The sequence below is a fragment of the Rhizobium sullae genome (assembly GCF_900169785.1).
Classification (GTDB): domain Bacteria; phylum Pseudomonadota; class Alphaproteobacteria; order Rhizobiales; family Rhizobiaceae; genus Rhizobium; species Rhizobium sullae.
Genome location: NZ_FWER01000014.1, coordinates 54,598 through 71,524, shown reverse-complemented (window position 1 = coordinate 71,524; position 16,927 = coordinate 54,598). Strand labels below are relative to the sequence as shown.

The following is a 16,927-nucleotide window of genomic DNA, read 5'->3' as shown; positions in this document are numbered from 1 at the left end:
AAGCATCCGCTGAAAATAGCTCGACACACTATTCGGCGCTTGCCGTTGCGCCATCCTCGATCTTGCCATCCATGAGATGGATGCGCCGATCCATACGAGCAGCCATGTCGAGATCATGGGTGACGGCGACAACGGTCTTGCCGCGTTCGCGCACGAGCGCCTCAAGGATCGAGAAGACCTGCTCGGAATTCTGGCTGTCGAGGCTTCCGGTCGGTTCGTCGGCGAGGACGATCGGTGGGTCGTTTGCGAGGGCGCGGGCGACGGCAACCCGCTGGCGTTGCCCGCCCGAGAGCTGATCCGGTCTCTTGTCCATATGATCGGCCAGGCCGAGCGACGTCAGGAGTTCCTCGCCCCGCCTGCGCATGGCGGACCGGTTCAGCCGTCCGAGCTTGCGCATCGGGATCTCGATGTTCTCGCGAGCCGTGAATTCCGGCAGCAGGAAATGGAACTGGAAGACGAAACCCAACATGGAGAGGCGGGTCTCGGCACGCTCCTGTTCGTCCATCGGTGCCGTGTCTCTGCCGCCGATCGAAAGCGTGCCGCTCGTCGGCTCGTCGAGCAGCCCCAGCAAATACAGCAATGACGATTTTCCGGAACCGGACGGGCCGGTGATCGCAACGAATTCCTGCTCGGCAAGCGTCAGGGAAATATCCTGGACCAGCGTAACGGGAACAGTCTCCTTGAGAATGCGCGTCAGGTTCCTCGCCTCGATCAGCGCACTCATGTGGCACCCCTTATGATGTCGACGGGGTTGAGACGCGCTGCGCGCCGGGCGGGAAGATAGCCGGCGAATGCCGCCGAACCGAGCGCGAAGCCGGAGGCTATCAGATAATGCAGGATACTCCAGGCGATCGGCAGATGCGTCATTTCTTGCCCGGTCGCGGCAAGCTCGAAGCGTACCAGCGACAGGGCATAGACAAGCGCAAAGCCCAGCAGCCAACCGAGCGCCGACCCCGCGGCCCCGATCACCACACCTTCGAGCAGGAACAGGCGCCGCATATCGGCCTCTCCGAAGCCGAGCGACTTCATGATGGCAATATCGCGCGCCTTTTCGTGGGTGATCGTCGAGATGATGTTGAAGATGCCGAAACCCGCGACCAGCATGATTGCCGCAACCACGGTGTACATAATGACATTGCGGATCACGAGTGCTTCGAGGAGCGATTCATTGGCCTCCTGCCAGGCTTCCGCCCTGTAGCCGAGCTCCGCCTCGATCCGTCGTGCGGCTGCAGGCGCATCGTCGGGATTGGCGAGCTTGACGCGGATCTCGTTGATCGCATTTGCGCGGGCGCTCAGGATCTGCGCATTCTTGAGCAACACGTAGGCCTCGCCCTCATCACGGGCTGTCGTACCGGTATGGAAGAGGCCGACGATCTTGAAATTGCGGGTGAGCCCTTCGGAGGAAACGGCTGTAATCGTATCGTTCAGGCCGGCACCCAGGCGGTTGGCCATCGTATCGCCAATGACGATATTGTTGCCGCCTGCCGAAAGAGCCGCGAAGCTTCCCTCGACGAAATCGCCGATGATCGGCGAAACGCCGCGTTCGGCAGCCGGCTCGATGCCGATCACCGATGCCCCGACTTCGCGGCTGGAGTAATGAATGACACCCTGCAACTTCAGGTCCGGCGCGAGCCGGCCAGGAACCCATGCCTCCAGCCAGGAAAGTGCCGCTGTCGGATTGATGATACCGCGACGGTCTTCGCGCGGCCTGAGCCCGAAGATCTCCGTTGTGTCGAACACGGATTCGGCTGGTTGCTGGCGAGCCGTTCGCTGCTCGTCGGTGATCTCAATGTGCGGCATGGTGTTGACGAGCTGTTCCACGAAATCATCTTGGCCACCCTGCATGAGTGCGGCCATGGCAATGGAAAAGCCGACGCCGACGGCGACGCCAAATACCGCGACGAGCGTCTGCCGGCCACGCCCGGCAATATGGGTAAAAGCGATTTCGAGGATCAGCCGCATCCTGGCCTCACTTTACAGCACCGGTTATCGCAACGCGGGCACCATCCTTGATATCCTGCGGAAAAGGCGAGACCACATGCGCCTTTTCATCGAGCCCGGACAGTATCTCGATGCCGTTCGGGCCGCGGATACCGGTTCTGATCTCTCGAAGCCGCGCCCTATCCTCCTCGATCGTGAAGACCTTGTTTGCCTCGGCGGCAACGGAGGGGAGCAGCAGGGTATTTTCCGACACGCGGACGACGACGTTCACATCCGTCGACATGCCGATCATGAGCGGCGTATCGTCCGGCAGCAGCAGCTTTACGCGATAGGTCTTCGTCACCGGATCGCCCTTCGGCGTGATGTTGCTGACAGTCGCATCGAGAGTCCTATCCCTGAAGGCGTCGGATTTGAGCAGGGCCTTTTGCCCCAACCGGAGCCTTGGGATGTCTTCCTCATTGACGTCCGCAACCACGAGCAGGGGTTTCTGCTCCCCTACCCAGAAGAGGGCTGTTCCGAGATCTGCGACTTCTCCGACCTCACCGTCCTGACGAAGCACGAAACCATTGATGGGCGCGCGAATGATATAGCTGTCGAGCCGCGCCCTTTGACCAACCGCCAGAGCTTTCAACTGGTCGACCTCGCTGCTCGCCCGGTCGACCGACTGCTGCGCGGCGGTGTTCTTCTCCACCATCAGATTGTAGCGCCGCAATTCCTGCTCCGCCAGGGAAAGCCGTGCCTCGAGCTCGGCAAGCGCCGCTCTCGCCTCGCTGTCGTCGAGGCGGGCGAGAATGTCGCCCTTCTCGACGGAAGAGCCCTCGCAATTGCACTGCTCGACGATCCGTTCACGCACCAGCGGCGTCACCTTTGCCCAGGTGACGGGTTCAACGACCCCGCTTGCGTAGACGATTTCGGCCGCATTCCCGCGTGAGGGAGCGACCACGGATACCGGAACGGGCCGCCACACATACCAGGCCGCAAGACCGGCGACCGCAGCCAGAACCGCAACAACGGGAACCATACGCAGCGGTTTCACGCTTTTCTGCCTCGACATCGATCTCATTTCGAAGTTCGATATAGCATTAGACCGACCGTCGGTCTATAAAGGAATAATAAAAGCGCTATCGGTGCACGTCGCATCGATCTTCTGCCAGTCACGATCGTCCCAAGGAAAGAAACGAACGCCTTGATGCGGGTCAAAAAACAACCAGAAATCCGCTCCGCCGAACTGCTGGATTGTGCTCAGCGGCTCTTCTTTGCACATGGCTACGAAAATACGACTGTCAACGACATCATCCGTGAAGCGGGGGTGTCGAAGGGCGCCTTCTATCATTATTTTTCCTCGAAGGAGGCGCTGCTTGAGGCCTTCGCCGCCCGGCTCGCACGCGAAAGTCTGGAGGAACTTCAACCGATCCTCGACGACCCTGCGCTCGACGCCGTGGGCCGGCTGAACACGCTCTTTGCCGGGTCGCGGCGTCTGAAGGTCGAACTGGCACCGCAACTGCGCGCAATCTTCGACGTCATTTTCCGTCCGGAAAATATTGTCTTGTTCCACCGGATCGATCAGGCCGTCACCCGCATCGTCGCGCCGCTTTTGGCCGATATCCTGCGGCGGGGAACCGAGGAAGGCGTCTTCGACGCGCCGGATCCGAGAGCCTTCGCAGAAATGCTTCTGCAGTTTCGCCTTTCGCTCGGCGACGTGATGCACAATGCCCTGCTTTTGAGCAGACAGGGCAACGTCGAGCAGGCTGTCCGGATGCTCGATGACCGCCTCAGGCTCTATGGCATTGCCGTCGACCGTGTGCTGAAGCTGCCGGAAGGAACAATCGAGGTCGCCCAATCGGGTTTTGCCAGGGCCTTGCTCAAGGGCTCGCGATGATTAGGAAACAGATGTGGATGCCGGTCACGCTTGGGCCGTTGGAAGTTCATGCCGGCTGGGACGCCGGGCGGCAAAGGCGTGACCGTGCCGTCTTCATCGCCACGCCTTCTCATTCTTCTGTTCGTAGTCGCTGAATGCCTTCTTCAGGCCACCAAGCACCTCGGCAGCGGTTTCGAACATGGCTTTCAGCTGCGGCTCCTCAACCTTCTCGACGTCCTCGCGCAGGTGATCCATGATTTCCTGCAAGCGTTGCCGCATCTTCTGCGTGTGGTGACGCGGGTCACGATCTATTTGGCTGATCATTGGAATTCTCCTGTGGTTGAATTTCACACCCACCGCATCACGTTAGCGCGTTCCAGGTCTGTCTAACTCGATATCTCTACCCTCGGTTCCCAATAGCGATTTTTGAGAGCGGGTTTTAAGGCGCGAAATGGAACATCAGGAATGGCTTTCCGGACTGATCACGCTCCACGTTCTCCACCATGCGGCCGAGGGAGGCCTGTACGGCGAGGCGCGCGAGAGGCCGGGGCTGCTCGTGAAGTCGTTGCCGATGGCTAAACCGGATCTCGTTGACGACACCCGTCAAGGCACACATGACCCTGCCGGAGCTTTCGTTATGCGTCCAGTGTCGATACTTGGTCTCGGTAAACGGCATCGGGCTCACCGGCACGATGCCTTCCGGGAGACAATCGGAGAAGGTCGGTGCGAGTTTCGTCCGGCCGGCCTTTTTCCATGACTTGCAGGCTGTCTATCGGCAGACGCGGATGCTTTCCATGTGCCAACCGCCATCGTAGGCGTTGCGCACTCGACGATCCTCGAACCAGCAGCGTGGGGGAGGTGGCGCCGGTGGATCGATGTAACGCGGCCCGCTGTTGTTGACGATCGCTCCGCCAATGAGGCCACCGATCACTCCGGCAGCCAAACCGCCCGCAATAGCTGCGCCATTGTCATGATGGTGGCGCCTGCGCGGCGGAGGCGGTGGCGGATAGTCGTAGTGCGGCCGCCGGCGCCATTCCTGTGCTGACGCAGCGCCTGTCACCGCAAGGACGCTGGTTGCCGCCATAGCGACGATGAGCGTGGACATGATTAGCTTTTTCATTCTGTCTCCGTCGAGATTAGAGCCCAACCCCTGCGGAATACCCAAATGCCAGGTTTACGATTAACGGCTCATGAACGCCGAGCGCCTCTTCGGATAGCCTGCGATTCGGCATGAGACAGGTCGCAACCGGCTTTTGATACGGGTTTTGAGCCCGCCTGGACCGCCGCAGAAACCCGAGAATATTAATAGCCTGCTATTGAACACGTTTCGCGAAAGCCGAAAGAGCATTTTGTCAGCACAATCGGCCCTTCCCGCGCTTGGTGCTTTACTTCGTGTAAAGCGCCCTGGAGCGTTCGAGATGCTTCAGGACTGCCGCCTCGGCGCCATCGGCGTCGTTGGCTGCGAGCCGTTCGACGATCTCCTCGTGCTCCACCAGCGTAAACTTCTCCTTGCCGGTCCAGATGAGCATTTCCGTGTGATATTCCTTCAGCCATGCGAGCATTGCCTCGCTGACTGCGGCGAATATCGGATTGCCGGAAATCTGCGCAATCCGCGTATGAAATTGCATATCCGCAGCGATGAAGTCTTCTGCATGTCCTAGCGAGCGGCGCTGGCGCGCGATGATCGCGCGAAGATCGTCGATGTCATTTTGCCTTGCGCGCTGGGCGGCCTCCCGCGCCATGCCCCGCTCGAAGAAAATCCGGGCGCTCTTCAGGTATTCCAGAGAATCGGCTGATTGGGACAGCATGATCTTCGCCGTCAGATCGACCTGACGGAAGATCGACTGCGCCGTCAGTTGCAGCACCTTGGCTCGTTCGCCGTGGGAGATATTCACGAGCCCCTTGTTGGCAAGTGATTGCATCGCTTCGCGTATTGCAGGGCGCCCGACGCCGAAGCGCTCCATGAGCACGCGTTCGGACGGCATTTCGTCGCCCGGCTTCAACTCGCCCGACGTGATCATCCGCTCTAATCGATCAAACACCTCGTCAGAGAGTTTCCGACGGACAATTTGCTCGATTGCTGGGGTCATGGCGTCTCGCTGACTCAAATCTCCCCTCCCTTAACATCTTTACACTCCGACAACAAAGCACGCCGGTGAAAATCATATCGGGAAGATTTTCGTTGCAGAATGCGGAGTACTCATTATACCAGCAAATGAGTTGACGCCATGATAATCTCGCTGGCGGAAAGGAGACTGCGATTCATGATCACCCTCACCTACCGCATCGAGACGCCGGGCAGCATTGAGGCAATGGCGAACAAGATCGCCAGCGACCAGTCCACCGGCACATTCGTTCCAGTCCCGGGTGAGACGGAGGAACTTAAGGCGCGCGTCGCGGCACGCGTTCTGGCGATACAGCCGCTGGAGGATGCTGAGCGCCCGACTTGGCCGGAAGTCGCAACCGGCGTAGCGCGGCTAAAGCGCGCCGATGTCGATATCGCCTTTCCGCTCGATGCGATCGGCACCGATCTTTCCGCGCTGATGACGATTGCCATCGGCGGCGTCTATTCGATCAAGGGCATGACTGGCATCCGCGTCGTCGGCATGAAGTTGCCGGAGGCGTTCAAGGATGCGCATCCCGGCCCGCAATTCGGGATTGCCGGCAGCCGGCGCCTGACTGGCGTCGAGGGGCGCCCGATCATCGGCACGATCGTGAAGCCGGCCCTCGGCCTGCGGCCGCACGAAACGGCGGAGCTGACCGGTGAACTTATCGAGTCCGGCGTCGATTTCATCAAGGACGACGAGAAGCTGATGAGTCCGGCCTACTCGCCGCTCAAGGACCGCATAGCGGCGATCATGCCGCTGATCCTCGATCGCGAACAGAAGACCGGCAAGAAGGTGATGTATGCCTTCGGCATCTCGCATGCCGATCCCGACGAGATGATGCGCAACCACGATCTTGTCCTGAGGGCCGGCGGAAACTGCGCCGTCGTCAATATCAATTCGATCGGTTTCGGCGGCATGAGTTTCCTGCGCAAGCGGTCGCGGCTCGTGCTGCACGCCCATCGCAACGGCTGGGACATCCTCACCCGCCATCCAGGCGCGGGAATGGATTTCAAGGTCTACCAGCAGTTCTGGCGGCTGCTTGGCGTTGACCAGTTCCAGATCAACGGCATCCGGGTGAAATACTGGGAACCGGACGACAGTTTCGTCGAATCCTTCAAGGCAGTCAGCGCGCCGCTTTTCGATCCATCCGACCGTCCGCTTCCCGTCGCCGGGTCAGGTCAATGGGGCGGACAGGCACCGGAGACCTATCGGCGGACCGGACAGACGACCGACCTTCTCTACCTCTGCGGCGGCGGCATCGTCAGCCATCCGGGCGGGCCAGCGGCGGGCGTGCGCGCCGTCCAGCAGGCCTGGCAGGCCGCCGTCGCCGGCATTCCTCTGGACGAATATGCCAAGGATCATCCGGAGCTCGCCGCTTCGATCGCCAAGTTCAGCAACGGCAAGGCGGCGTGACGGCAATGAATGACCTTCTCGTCAGCTACTACGGCGATGATTTCACGGGCTCCACCGACGTGATGGAAGCCCTTGCCTCGAATGGAATTCCCACGGTGCTGTTCCTCGGCATCCCGCGGCCGGAGATGCTCGAGCGTTTTTCGGATTGCCTGGCGATCGGCATCGCCGGAACGAGCCGCAGCGAAAGCCCGGAATGGATGCAGCAACATCTTGCTCCGGCCTTCGAATGGTTGAAGGGGCTCAACGCGGCAATCTGTCATTATAAGGTCTGCTCCACGTTCGATTCCAGCCCGCGCACCGGCAGCATTGGCAAGGCGATCGAGATCGGTAAGGCGGTGTTTGCCCAGCCTTTCGCGCCCCTCATCGTCGGGGCACCGCAGCTCAAACGTTACACCGCCTTCGGCCATCTGTTCGCAGCCTATCAGGGCCGTGTCTTTCGCATCGACCGGCATCCCGTGATGAGCCTGCACCCCGTCACGCCGATGGGCGAGTCCGATCTTGCCCTTCATCTCGGCAGGCAGACCAGCCTGCCCGTCGCACTTGCGGACCTTGCGATGATCACCGCGCCGGATGCGAGCGCGCGGATCGACGATCTGGTGAGCGGAAACGCCGGCATCCTGCTGCTCGATGTCGACTCCGCAGAATCCCAGGCGGCGGCCGGCGAGCAGCTGTGGCGTCTCAAGAACAAAGGCGGCTTTTTCGTCGCCGGCTCATCCGGCGTCGAATACGCATTGCTGAGCGCCTGGCGGGCAACAGGCCTGGTCGGCGAAAACACGGAATTCGCATCGCCGGGCAAGGTCGATCGTCTCGCCGTCGTTTCCGGCAGCGTCTCTCCCACCACCGAACGGCAAATCCGGACTGCCCTTTCCGACGGCTTCGAGGGCATCGACCTTGATCCCCTTTCCCTTGCCGGAGAAAGCGCCGAGCGCGCGATCGAAGTGGCGGTGGCAGCCGGCATCGAAAAATTGAAGGCGGGCCGGAGCGTCCTTCTCCACACCGCGCTTGGTCCGTCCGCAGATCGCGGAACTGATATAGATCGCGTCCCCGGCGCCCGTCACCGGCTCGGGCAGGCGCTGGGTACGATCCTGCGCCGCCTCGTCGAAAGTGAGGGGCTAACCCGCGCCGTCATCGCCGGCGGCGATACGTCCAGCCACGCGCTCAAGGAGCTGCGTGTGGAAGCACTGACGACCCTTCTGCCCCTTCCCCAGACGCCCGGGTCGCCGCTCTGCGTCGCTCATGGCGGCTATTCGCCGACCAACGGACTGCAGATCGCGCTGAAGGGCGGCCAGGTCGGAAGTGACGGCTACTTCCCGCAGATCCGCGACGGAAGGAGGGCCTGAGATGACCTATCGGGTCGGGACCAGCTTCAAGATGACCAAGACGCTCGGCGAGGCGCTGAGCTTTGCCGGACACCTCGCCGCAGTGGTAGAGTGATTGACTCATCATACCAGTTGCGATATCAATGCTGAAAATCCCATGAGGTGAGAAAACATGACTGTAATTGCCCTTTTCGGCGCCGGCGGAAAAATGGGATACCGGCTTGCCAAGAATCTCAAAGATTCGCGTTTTGGCGTCCGTCATGTCGAGGTTAGCGACGCGGGCAAGGCACGCCTGAAAAACGACCTCGGTGTCGATTGCGTCTCAGCCGATGAAGCTCTCGATGTTGCAGAGGTTGTCATTCTTGCAGTTCCGGATACGGCGATCGGAAAGGTCGCAGCCGGTATCGCGGGCAAGCTGAAGCCGGGAACGATGGTCGTTGCGCTCGATGCGGCCGCACCTTTCGCTGGCCACCTGCCAAGGCGGGACGACCTTACCTTTTTCGTCACCCATCCCTGCCATCCGCCGATCTTCAACGACGAGACCGACATGAAGGCGAAGAAGGACCATTTCGGCGGTCTTTTCGCCAAGCAGCATATTGTCTCCGCCCTCATGCAAGGTCCGGAAAGCGCCTATGCGCTCGGCGAGGAGATAGCCAAGGTCATCTGGGCGCCGGTCATGCGCTCGCATCGCGTGACCGTCGAGCAGATGGCAATGCTGGAGCCCGGTCTTTCGGAAACCGTCTGCGCCTCTCTGCTCGTCGTCATGCGCCAGGCGATGGACGAGTGCATCGCCCGTGGCGTTCCGGCAGAAGCCGCACGCGACTTCCTGCTAGGCCACATGAACGTGCTGGGCGCCGTCATTTTCAAGGAAGTCGATGGTGTGTTTTCGGACGCCTGCAACAAGGCCATCGAGTTCGGCATCCCCGCGCTCATGCGCGACGACTGGAAGAACGTCTTCGAACCTCAGGAGATCGCCGAGAGCATTCGACGCATCACTTGATCGACCCCGGGACGGCGAGCCGTCCCCTCACCGCCCTAATGGGAAATAGGGCTTCATTGATAATCGGGAGGATAACATGAAATTTACTCGCAGACTGACACTTGCAGCCTTTGCCGGCGTCCTTGCATTGGGCGCGGCGATTCCGGCCTATTCCGCTGATTTGATCGCCATCATCACCCCGTCCCACGACAATCCGTTTTTCAAGGCGGAAGCCGTCGGCGCAGAAGCCAAGGCCAAGGAACTCGGCTACGACACGCTAGTTCTCGTCCATGACGACGACGCCAACAAGCAGTCGCAGCTGGTCGATACCGCAATCGGCCGCGGGGCCAAGGCGATCATCCTCGACAATGCCGGCTCGGAAGCATCGATCGCTGCGGTCCAGAAAGCCAAGGATGCAGGCGTTCCTTCTTTCTTGATCGACCGCGAAATCAACGCCACCGGCATCGCCGTCTCACAGATCGTCTCCAACAATTATCAGGGCGCGCAGCTCGGCGCCGAAGAGTTCGTCCGCCTGATGGGCGAAAAGGGTAACTACGTCGAGCTTCTCGGGCGCGAAGCCGACCTCAATGCCGGTATCCGCTCGAAGGGCTATCACGACGTCATCGACGAATATCCCGACATGAAGATGCTTGCCCAGCAGTCCGCAAATTGGAGCCAGACGGAGGGCTACTCCAAGATGGAAACCATCCTGCAGGCCAATCCTGACATCCAGGGCGTGATCGCCGGCAACGACACGATGGCCATGGGTGCGATCGCCGCTCTGCAGGCTGCCGGTCGAAAGGATGTGATCGTGGTCGGCTTCGACGGTTCGAACGACGTGCGCGACTCGATCAAGACAGACGGCATCAAGGCGACTGTCATGCAGCCGGCCTATGCCCAGGCGCAGATGGCCGTCGTCCAGGCCGACGCCTACATCAAGACCGGCAAAAAACCGGCTGAGGAAAAGCAATTGATGGACTGCGTGCTGATCACGTCCGACAACGCCCCCAAGCTCGAGACCTTCGCCCTGACCCAATAATTCTCCCAAGGGCTCAATGCGCAGGGCAGGGACACCATCCCTGCCCTGCAGCAATATTCAATGATGGAGTGCGTTTAATGCTGCAGATGCGAGCCGCCACAATTTTGCTTGCCTGTACGCTGGCGATGTCCGGCTGCAAATTCGTGAAAACCGCTGACGAGCAGCAGCAAGCCGCCAAGCAAGCCTTCGATCCGGACAGCATGGTGGCCGCAATCTGGGATTCAAAGGTCATCCCCTATCTCAACGAGCGTGCCGGCAGCTTCCAGGATGTCACGGCCCTTTCAGGGAGTGACCTCGACGCGGCAGCCGCGAAATATGGCCATAAGGAAAAGCAGGGCAATGCCCCCTGGACCTTCGCCGCCAAGGTGGACGGCATGATCGTCGCCGAGGAGACAAAATCGCGGGCTGCCTATGTCGACGTCGATGTCGACGGCGATTCTAAGGCTGATGTGCGGGTCTCGATCGGTCCGGCGATCCGCGGCACTGCGCTGCGTGACAGCCTGAATTTCGTAAATTTCAACGAGTTCAAGAACCAGATCGCATGGGCGCAATACGGAAAATCGTTCAACACCCATGTCAACAGTACCCTGCTCGATAAACTGCCGCGCCAGGGCCTGAGGGGCAAAAAACTCGCCGCCGTCGGCGCCTATCCGCTGCCCACCGGCGGTCAACTGCCGCAGTTCGTGCCTGCTACAATCACCATCGGGAGCTGAGCAATGTCCGAAATCGACGATGGCGATGTCATTCTTGAGCTTCGCGACATCACCAAAGCCTATTCCGGCATTGTCGCCGTCAAGAAGGCGAATTTGAAGCTTCGTCGCGGTGCAGTAAACGTGCTGGTCGGCGAGAATGGCGCTGGCAAATCGACCCTGATGCGCATCATCGCCGGTGTTGAGCGTCCAACCCTCGGCGAAATCTGGATGGACGGGGAGCGCATCCATCTCGACAGCCCGGCAGATGCCGTACGCCACGGCATCGGCATCGTCTTCCAGGAGCTCAACCTGTTCGGCAACCTGTCGGTCGCCGAGAACATCTTTGCGACCCGCGAACTGACGCGCGGCATCCGCGGTATCGACCATCGGGCGCAGGTCGCAAAAGCCAATGAATTCCTGAACCGGGTCGAAGCCGGCATCTCCGCCGGCACGCTTGCGGAAGACTTGCCGATCGGCCAGCAGCAACTCGTCGAGATCGCCCGCGCCGTCTCGCTCAATACCCGTATCCTGATCATGGACGAGCCGACCTCGGCCTTGAGCGCCGCCGAAGTCGACATCCTGTTCCGGGTGATCCGGGAGCTCAAGGCGCAAGGGGTGGCGATCGTCTACATTTCGCACCGGCTTGAGGAGCTGATGACCATCGGCGACTACATCACGGTGCTAAAGGACGGTCAGATCACCGGGCACGCCATGGTGAAGGATATCGATACGCGCTGGATCGTACACTCGATGATCGGCTCAGATGCCAAGGATTTCGCCAAGCAGATCGGCCACACCGTAGGCGAAGAAGTGCTCCGCACCGAGGAGATCTGCCTGCCGCGCCTGCATGGCGGCTTTGCCGTCGATCACGTATCGCTTTCAATTAGGAAAGGCGAGATCCTCGGCATCTACGGCCTGATGGGGGCCGGCCGCAGCGAGTTCTTCGAATGCATCATGGGCCGCCACGAACACTGCACCGGCAGGATCTTTCTCGACGGCAAGGAGCTGAAGGCGCGGGATACGACCCGCCGCATCCAGCTTGGACTGGCCCTGATCCCCGAGGACCGGCAGCGCGAGGGCCTGGTGCAGTCCATGTCGATCGCCGACAACCTGACCATGGCGAGCCTCGGCCAGTTCGTCAAAGCCGGCTTCCACATCGATCTCGGCCGCGAGAGGAAAGCGATCGCAGATGCGATCCGCAATCTTTCGATCAAGGCCAGGAATCCCGATTTCGAAGTCACCTCCATGTCCGGCGGCAACCAGCAGAAGGTCGTCATCGGCAAGGCGCTAATGACAGGCCCGAAAGTCCTGTTAATGGACGAACCGTCGCGCGGCATTGACGTCGGTGCCAAAGCCGATGTCTTCCGCACCATGCGGCGGCTCGCCGGCGAAGGGCTCGCAATCCTGTTTTCGACCTCCGATCTCGAAGAAGTCATGGCGCTCTCGGACCGCATCGCAGTGATGAGCAACGGACGTCTCGTCACCATCCTCGACCGCAAGGAGGCGACCGAGGAGGCAATTGTCGCCGCTTCCGCCGAGGGGCATAAAATAAGAAGGAACCATGCGTGATGACGACAGCAACCCAAATTGCCGCCGCCGAAGACCCCAACAGCGGATCCTTCCTGCTTACGTTGATGAAGCTGCGCACCTTCATCGCGCTTTTTGCGGTCATCATCTTCTTTTCGATCTTCGCGCCGAACTTCCTGTCGACCGCGAACATGATCCTGATGTCGAAGCATGCGACGCAGAACGCGTTTCTGGCGATCGGCATGACTTTCGTTATCATCACCGGCGGCATCGACCTTTCGGTCGGCTCGATCGTCGGCCTGTGCGGCATGGTGGCGGGCGGCCTGATCCTTTACGGGATCGAACTGCCGATCGGCTACACGGTCTATTTCAACATCCTCGAAGTGATGATCATCGTCATGACTGTCGGCATCGTCATCGGCGCCATCAACGGTCTGCTGATTACCCGGCTGAACGTTGCGCCGTTTATTGCCACCCTCGGCACACTCTATGTGGCGCGCGGCATGGCGCTTCTTTATTCAGATGGCCAGACGCTGCCGAATCTCGCCGGCAAGGAGGAACTTGGCAATCAGGGCTTCAGCTATCTCGGTTCAGGCAGCATTCTGGGCCTGCCGGTTTCGGTCTGGATGCTGATCGTCGTGGCGCTGGCGGCGGCCTATTTCGCCCGCTACGTGCCGCTCGGCCGGCATATCTTCGCCGTCGGCGGAAATGAGCGCGCCGCCCGCATGTCGGGCATCCGCGTCAACCGCGTGAAGATGTTCGTCTATATGTTCTCCGGCTTCTGCGCAGCACTGGTCGGCCTCGTCATCTCCTCGGAGCTGATGGCCTCTCATCCGGCGACCGGCACGAACCTCGAGCTCAACGCGATTGCCGCAGCCGTGCTCGGCGGCACCTCGATGTCAGGCGGCCGCGGCACGATCGGCGGCACGATCATCGGCGCTTTCGTGATCGGCATTCTCTCCGACGGCCTTGTCATGATGGGCGTAAGCTCCTTCTGGCAGATGGTCATCAAGGGACTCGTTATCATCATCGCGGTCGTCGTCGATCAGGCGCAGCGCCGCCTGCAGCAGCGCGTGAGCCTCATGCAGATGGCAAAGGCAGGTTGAGAATGACGGAATTGAAGGGAGCCCTGATCGGCTGCGGCTTTTTCGCGGTCAATCAGATGCATGCGTGGAACGATGTAAAGGGCGCGAGGATCGCAGCAATCTGCGACCGGGATTCCGAACGGCTGAAGATCGTCGGCGAACAGTTCGGCATCACGCGCCGCTACTGCGATGCCTCGCAACTCTTTGCCGACGGCGGCTTCGATTTCGTCGACATCGCGACGACCGTGCAGAGCCATCACCCGCTGGTCGAGATGGCGGCCCGCCACAAGGTTCCCGTCATTTGCCAGAAGCCGTTCGCCACGACGCTGGCGGATGCCAAGGCCATGGTGAAGGCATGCCGGGATGCCGGCGTGCCGCTCATGGTGCACGAGAATTTCCGCTGGCAGACACCGATCCAGGCCGTCAGGAGGGCTCTCGATGCGGGCGCAATCGGCGAACCCTTCTGGGGCCGTTTCTCCTTCCGTTCGGCCTATGACGTCTTTTCCGGCCAGCCCTATCTTGCCGCCGGCGAGCGCTTCATTATCGAAGACCTCGGAATCCACACGCTCGATATTGCTCGCTTCATTCTCGGTGACGTCGCGGCTTTGACCGCGCGTACCAGGCGCGTCAATCCGAACATCAGGGGCGAGGATGTTGCAACTATCCTCCTTGATCACCAAAGCGGGGCAACGTCGGTTGTCGACGTCAGCTACGCGACCAGGCTTGCGACCGAGCCTTTCCCCGAGACATTGATCGAGCTGGACGGGTCGCACGGAACGATCCGCCTCTCGCAGGGCTACCGGCTGGAGGTGACTGACGCCCAGGGCACGAAAGTCACCGATGTCTCGCCCAGGCTGCTGTCCTGGGCGTCGCGCCCCTGGCACAACATCCAGGAAAGTGTCTTCGCCATTCAGCAGCACTGGACGGATCGGCTGGCCGCCGGCGAGGCGCCCTCGACCTCGGGCGCCGATAATCTGAAGACCTTCGCTCTGGTGGAAGCCGCCTATGACAGTGCCGCGACGGGCAAAACCATCGATATCGGAGCGATGCTTCGATGAAACCGGAGCCCTTCCTGCTCTACGGCACGCGCGAGGCGGAGGAGCCACCGGTTCACCTTTCGGCGGGCAAGCTGTCGGCCCACCTTGCACATGGCAATCTTCGCACGGTCGCCTATGACGGCGTGGAGGTGCTTCGGGCTGTTTCCTATCTGGTGCGCGACCGCGACTGGGGCACCTACCATCCGACGATCGAAGACGTAAAGATCGAGCAGCAGGACGGCAGCTTCGCTGTTGCGTATCGGGCCCGCTGCAACGGGCCAGAGGCGACGGAACTCGCCGTTGATGTCCGCATTTACGCGTCGCGCCATGATCTCGTCTTCGAGGCGGAGGCGATCTCAAAGACAGGGTTTGAGACCAATCGATGCGGTTTCTGTATCCTTCATCCGATCGTCGGCGTGGCCGGAACGCCGGTCACAGTCGAACATGTCGACGGACAGCGCGAGGAGACGCGCTTTCCCGATCTCATCGATCCGTGGCAGCCCTTCAAGGACATGCGGGCCATCACCCATACCGTCCTGCCGAGGGTCATGGCGGAATGCCGGATGGAAGGCGATACATTCGAGATGGAAGACCAGCGCAATTGGTCGGATGCCTCCTACAAGACCTATGTCCGCCCACTTGCCCTTCCCTGGCCCTATGAGATTGCAGCCGGTGAACCAGTCAGACAACGGATCGTGCTGACGATCGACGACAGGCGCTGCGGCGAGACTTCATGGGCGCGAAACGACCGGCGCTCGATAAAGATCGAGAGAGGGCAGAACCGGGGTGTCATGCCTTCGATCGGTCTGATCGTCACGCCGGAAGAAACCGCCTCGACGCTTGCTGCACGGGCAGTCCTTGCGGACATCAAACCGCAAGAACTGCTCTTTCATTTCGACCCGATTGCCGGGCATGGCATTGAAGCGCTGCAGGGCTTTGCCGCTGTCACGAAGCTGCATGCCGGCAAGTCGACCCTCGAGATAGCCCTGCCCTGCAAGCAATCGCCCGCGAGCGAAGCGGCCGACATAGCGCAGCAGATTAAGATGGCCGGGTTCCGGCCGGATGCGATTGCAATCTCGCCTTCCGTTGACCGGCAATCGACGCCGCCCGGCAGCAAATGGCCGGAATGCCCGCCGCTCGAGGATATTTATGCCGCCGCCTGCGCGGCCTTCCCCGGCATCCGGCTCGGTGGCGGCATGCTGAGCTATTTCACCGAACTCAACCGCAAGCGTGTTCCGGCAGTTGCGCTGGGTTTCATCACCCACTGCACCAATCCCATCGTCCACGCGGCCGACGACCTGAGCGTCATGCAAACGCTGGAAGCGCTACCCTTCATCACCCGCTCCGTTCGGTCGATCTACGGCGACATGCCCTACCGTATCGGCCCATCCACCATTCCGATGCGGCAAAATCCATACGGCAGCCGCACGATGGATAATCCGGCCGGCAGCCGCATTCCGATGGCCAACACGGACCCGCGGCATAATGGGTTGTTCAGCGAAGCGTTCGCCATGGCTTACGCAATCCAACTGCTCGGTGCTCATTTGGAATGCCTGACGTTGTCGGCCCTCACCGGGTCCTTCGGCCTCATCGCCGGTAGAGACGAGCCGGTCGCCGACGGCGGCAAACGCCCCGTCTTCAATACGGTCAAGTCACTGGCGGCACTTGCCGGAAGCAAATGGCAGGCGTGCGCCTCTTCGGCGCCATCGGAGGTGCTGGCTTTCATCGCCGAACCGGCGTCTGCAAAGATACTCCATCTCGTCAACATAACGGCGGAAGAACAGCAGATCGATCTCAGCCCGTTCCAGCTGCAGAAGGGCTTAAGCGGCAGTTTTCTGAAAATAGGGCCGTATGCTATCGAACGTATCGAACTGGCGGATTGAAGTCCGGCAAGGTCCCGGCAGATGCACCCGAAATCGGCACAGCAGT

General features: G+C 60.7%; 17 protein-coding genes. 10 read left to right on the top strand and 7 right to left on the bottom strand.

Annotated elements, in window-relative coordinates:
* Window positions 1-28 precede the first annotated feature (28 nt).
* From BN1800_RS14480 to BN1800_RS14470, 3 genes are read right to left on the bottom strand one after another with little or no spacing between them, the layout of a single operon-like run.
* Entirely contained in the window at window positions 29-724 is a 696-nt protein-coding gene (locus tag BN1800_RS14480) for an ABC transporter ATP-binding protein (RefSeq protein WP_086998617.1), read from the bottom strand.
* The gene (locus tag BN1800_RS14475; protein ID WP_086998614.1) at window positions 721-1,962 is read right to left on the bottom strand and encodes an ABC transporter permease; all 1,242 of its coding nucleotides are present in this window, start codon (window positions 1,960-1,962) and stop codon (window positions 721-723) included. The genes BN1800_RS14480 and BN1800_RS14475 overlap by 4 nt, the downstream gene beginning before the upstream one ends.
* Before the next feature lie 7 nt (window positions 1,963-1,969).
* Window positions 1,970-3,004: an efflux RND transporter periplasmic adaptor subunit gene (locus BN1800_RS14470; RefSeq protein WP_027511400.1), complete on the bottom strand. Its 1,035-nt coding sequence runs from the start codon at window positions 3,002-3,004 to the stop codon at window positions 1,970-1,972.
* A 126-nt stretch (window positions 3,005-3,130) separates the two neighbouring features.
* Here BN1800_RS14470 and BN1800_RS14465 point away from each other — a divergent pair, with 126 nt between their 5' ends.
* Entirely contained in the window at window positions 3,131-3,820 is a 690-nt protein-coding gene (locus tag BN1800_RS14465) for a TetR/AcrR family transcriptional regulator (protein ID WP_244564498.1), read from the top strand.
* Between the two features lie 93 nt (window positions 3,821-3,913).
* Here BN1800_RS14465 and BN1800_RS14460 read toward each other — a convergent pair whose 3' ends face one another.
* From BN1800_RS14460 to BN1800_RS14445, 4 genes are all read right to left on the bottom strand, one after another.
* Entirely contained in the window at window positions 3,914-4,123 is a 210-nt protein-coding gene (locus BN1800_RS14460) for a hypothetical protein (protein WP_027511402.1), read from the bottom strand.
* Between the two features lie 115 nt (window positions 4,124-4,238).
* The gene (locus BN1800_RS41400; protein WP_179213792.1) at window positions 4,239-4,490 is read right to left on the bottom strand and encodes a hypothetical protein; all 252 of its coding nucleotides are present in this window, start codon (window positions 4,488-4,490) and stop codon (window positions 4,239-4,241) included.
* Window positions 4,491-4,568: 78 nt separating this feature from the next.
* Entirely contained in the window at window positions 4,569-4,919 is a 351-nt protein-coding gene (locus BN1800_RS14450; protein WP_086998605.1) for a hypothetical protein, read from the bottom strand.
* Window positions 4,920-5,184: 265 nt separating this feature from the next.
* Window positions 5,185-5,889, bottom strand: a complete 705-nt coding sequence (locus tag BN1800_RS14445; protein ID WP_027511405.1) for a transcriptional regulator NanR — start codon at window positions 5,887-5,889, stop codon at window positions 5,185-5,187.
* A 174-nt stretch (window positions 5,890-6,063) separates the two neighbouring features.
* Between BN1800_RS14445 and oiaX the strand changes: the two genes are divergently transcribed.
* The 9 genes from oiaX (at window position 6,064) to apnL (ending at window position 16,881) form a co-directional block, all read left to right on the top strand.
* The gene (gene oiaX, locus BN1800_RS14440) at window positions 6,064-7,320 is read left to right on the top strand and encodes a 3-oxo-isoapionate-4-phosphate decarboxylase OiaX (RefSeq protein WP_425299006.1); all 1,257 of its coding nucleotides are present in this window, start codon (window positions 6,064-6,066) and stop codon (window positions 7,318-7,320) included.
* A gap of 5 nt (window positions 7,321-7,325) precedes the next feature.
* Entirely contained in the window at window positions 7,326-8,660 is a 1,335-nt protein-coding gene (locus BN1800_RS14435; protein WP_086998713.1) for a four-carbon acid sugar kinase family protein, read from the top strand.
* A gap of 151 nt (window positions 8,661-8,811) precedes the next feature.
* Complete coding sequence (locus tag BN1800_RS14430; protein WP_027511408.1) at window positions 8,812-9,639, top strand: phosphogluconate dehydrogenase C-terminal domain-containing protein; 828 nt, start codon at window positions 8,812-8,814, stop codon at window positions 9,637-9,639.
* 76 nt (window positions 9,640-9,715) lie between these two features.
* Entirely contained in the window at window positions 9,716-10,657 is a 942-nt protein-coding gene (locus BN1800_RS14425) for a D-ribose ABC transporter substrate-binding protein (protein WP_086998599.1), read from the top strand.
* A 77-nt stretch (window positions 10,658-10,734) separates the two neighbouring features.
* Window positions 10,735-11,370: a DUF2291 family protein gene (locus BN1800_RS14420; protein ID WP_086998596.1), complete on the top strand. Its 636-nt coding sequence runs from the start codon at window positions 10,735-10,737 to the stop codon at window positions 11,368-11,370.
* Between the two features lie 3 nt (window positions 11,371-11,373).
* Window positions 11,374-12,918, top strand: coding sequence for a sugar ABC transporter ATP-binding protein (locus tag BN1800_RS14415; RefSeq protein WP_086998593.1), 1,545 nt, complete (start codon window positions 11,374-11,376; stop codon window positions 12,916-12,918).
* Window positions 12,918-13,982, top strand: coding sequence for an ABC transporter permease (locus BN1800_RS14410; protein ID WP_086998590.1), 1,065 nt, complete (start codon window positions 12,918-12,920; stop codon window positions 13,980-13,982). Before BN1800_RS14415 ends, BN1800_RS14410 begins: the two co-directional genes overlap by 1 nt.
* A gap of 2 nt (window positions 13,983-13,984) precedes the next feature.
* Entirely contained in the window at window positions 13,985-15,019 is a 1,035-nt protein-coding gene (locus BN1800_RS14405) for a Gfo/Idh/MocA family protein (protein WP_086998586.1), read from the top strand.
* Window positions 15,016-16,881 (top strand): D-apionate lactonase, encoded by a 1,866-nt coding sequence (gene apnL / locus BN1800_RS14400; RefSeq protein WP_086998583.1) that lies wholly within the window; start codon window positions 15,016-15,018, stop codon window positions 16,879-16,881. The genes BN1800_RS14405 and apnL overlap by 4 nt, the downstream gene beginning before the upstream one ends.
* Window positions 16,882-16,927: the final 46 nt, after the last annotated feature.

What these genes read in the sequence shown, in the direction of transcription:
- BN1800_RS14435 (WP_086998713.1), top strand. Translation starts at nt 7,326, where the DNA reads ATGAATGACCTTCTCGTCAGCTACTACGGCGATGATTTCACGGGCTCC.
- BN1800_RS14405 (WP_086998586.1), top strand. Translation starts at nt 13,985, where the DNA reads ATGACGGAATTGAAGGGAGCCCTGATCGGCTGCGGCTTTTTCGCGGTC.
- BN1800_RS14460 (WP_027511402.1), bottom strand. Translation starts at nt 4,123, where the DNA reads ATGATCAGCCAAATAGATCGTGACCCGCGTCACCACACGCAGAAGATG.
- BN1800_RS14470 (WP_027511400.1), bottom strand. Translation starts at nt 3,004, where the DNA reads ATGAGATCGATGTCGAGGCAGAAAAGCGTGAAACCGCTGCGTATGGTT.
- BN1800_RS14420 (WP_086998596.1), top strand. Translation starts at nt 10,735, where the DNA reads ATGCTGCAGATGCGAGCCGCCACAATTTTGCTTGCCTGTACGCTGGCG.
- BN1800_RS14415 (WP_086998593.1), top strand. Translation starts at nt 11,374, where the DNA reads ATGTCCGAAATCGACGATGGCGATGTCATTCTTGAGCTTCGCGACATC.
- BN1800_RS14445 (WP_027511405.1), bottom strand. Translation starts at nt 5,889, where the DNA reads ATGACCCCAGCAATCGAGCAAATTGTCCGTCGGAAACTCTCTGACGAG.
- BN1800_RS14425 (WP_086998599.1), top strand. Translation starts at nt 9,716, where the DNA reads ATGAAATTTACTCGCAGACTGACACTTGCAGCCTTTGCCGGCGTCCTT.
- BN1800_RS14475 (WP_086998614.1), bottom strand. Translation starts at nt 1,962, where the DNA reads ATGCGGCTGATCCTCGAAATCGCTTTTACCCATATTGCCGGGCGTGGC.
- BN1800_RS14450 (WP_086998605.1), bottom strand. Translation starts at nt 4,919, where the DNA reads ATGAAAAAGCTAATCATGTCCACGCTCATCGTCGCTATGGCGGCAACC.
- BN1800_RS14410 (WP_086998590.1), top strand. Translation starts at nt 12,918, where the DNA reads ATGACGACAGCAACCCAAATTGCCGCCGCCGAAGACCCCAACAGCGGA.
- BN1800_RS14465 (WP_244564498.1), top strand. Translation starts at nt 3,131, where the DNA reads ATGCGGGTCAAAAAACAACCAGAAATCCGCTCCGCCGAACTGCTGGAT.
- oiaX (WP_425299006.1), top strand. Translation starts at nt 6,064, where the DNA reads ATGATCACCCTCACCTACCGCATCGAGACGCCGGGCAGCATTGAGGCA.
- BN1800_RS14480 (WP_086998617.1), bottom strand. Translation starts at nt 724, where the DNA reads ATGAGTGCGCTGATCGAGGCGAGGAACCTGACGCGCATTCTCAAGGAG.
- BN1800_RS14430 (WP_027511408.1), top strand. Translation starts at nt 8,812, where the DNA reads ATGACTGTAATTGCCCTTTTCGGCGCCGGCGGAAAAATGGGATACCGG.
- apnL (WP_086998583.1), top strand. Translation starts at nt 15,016, where the DNA reads ATGAAACCGGAGCCCTTCCTGCTCTACGGCACGCGCGAGGCGGAGGAG.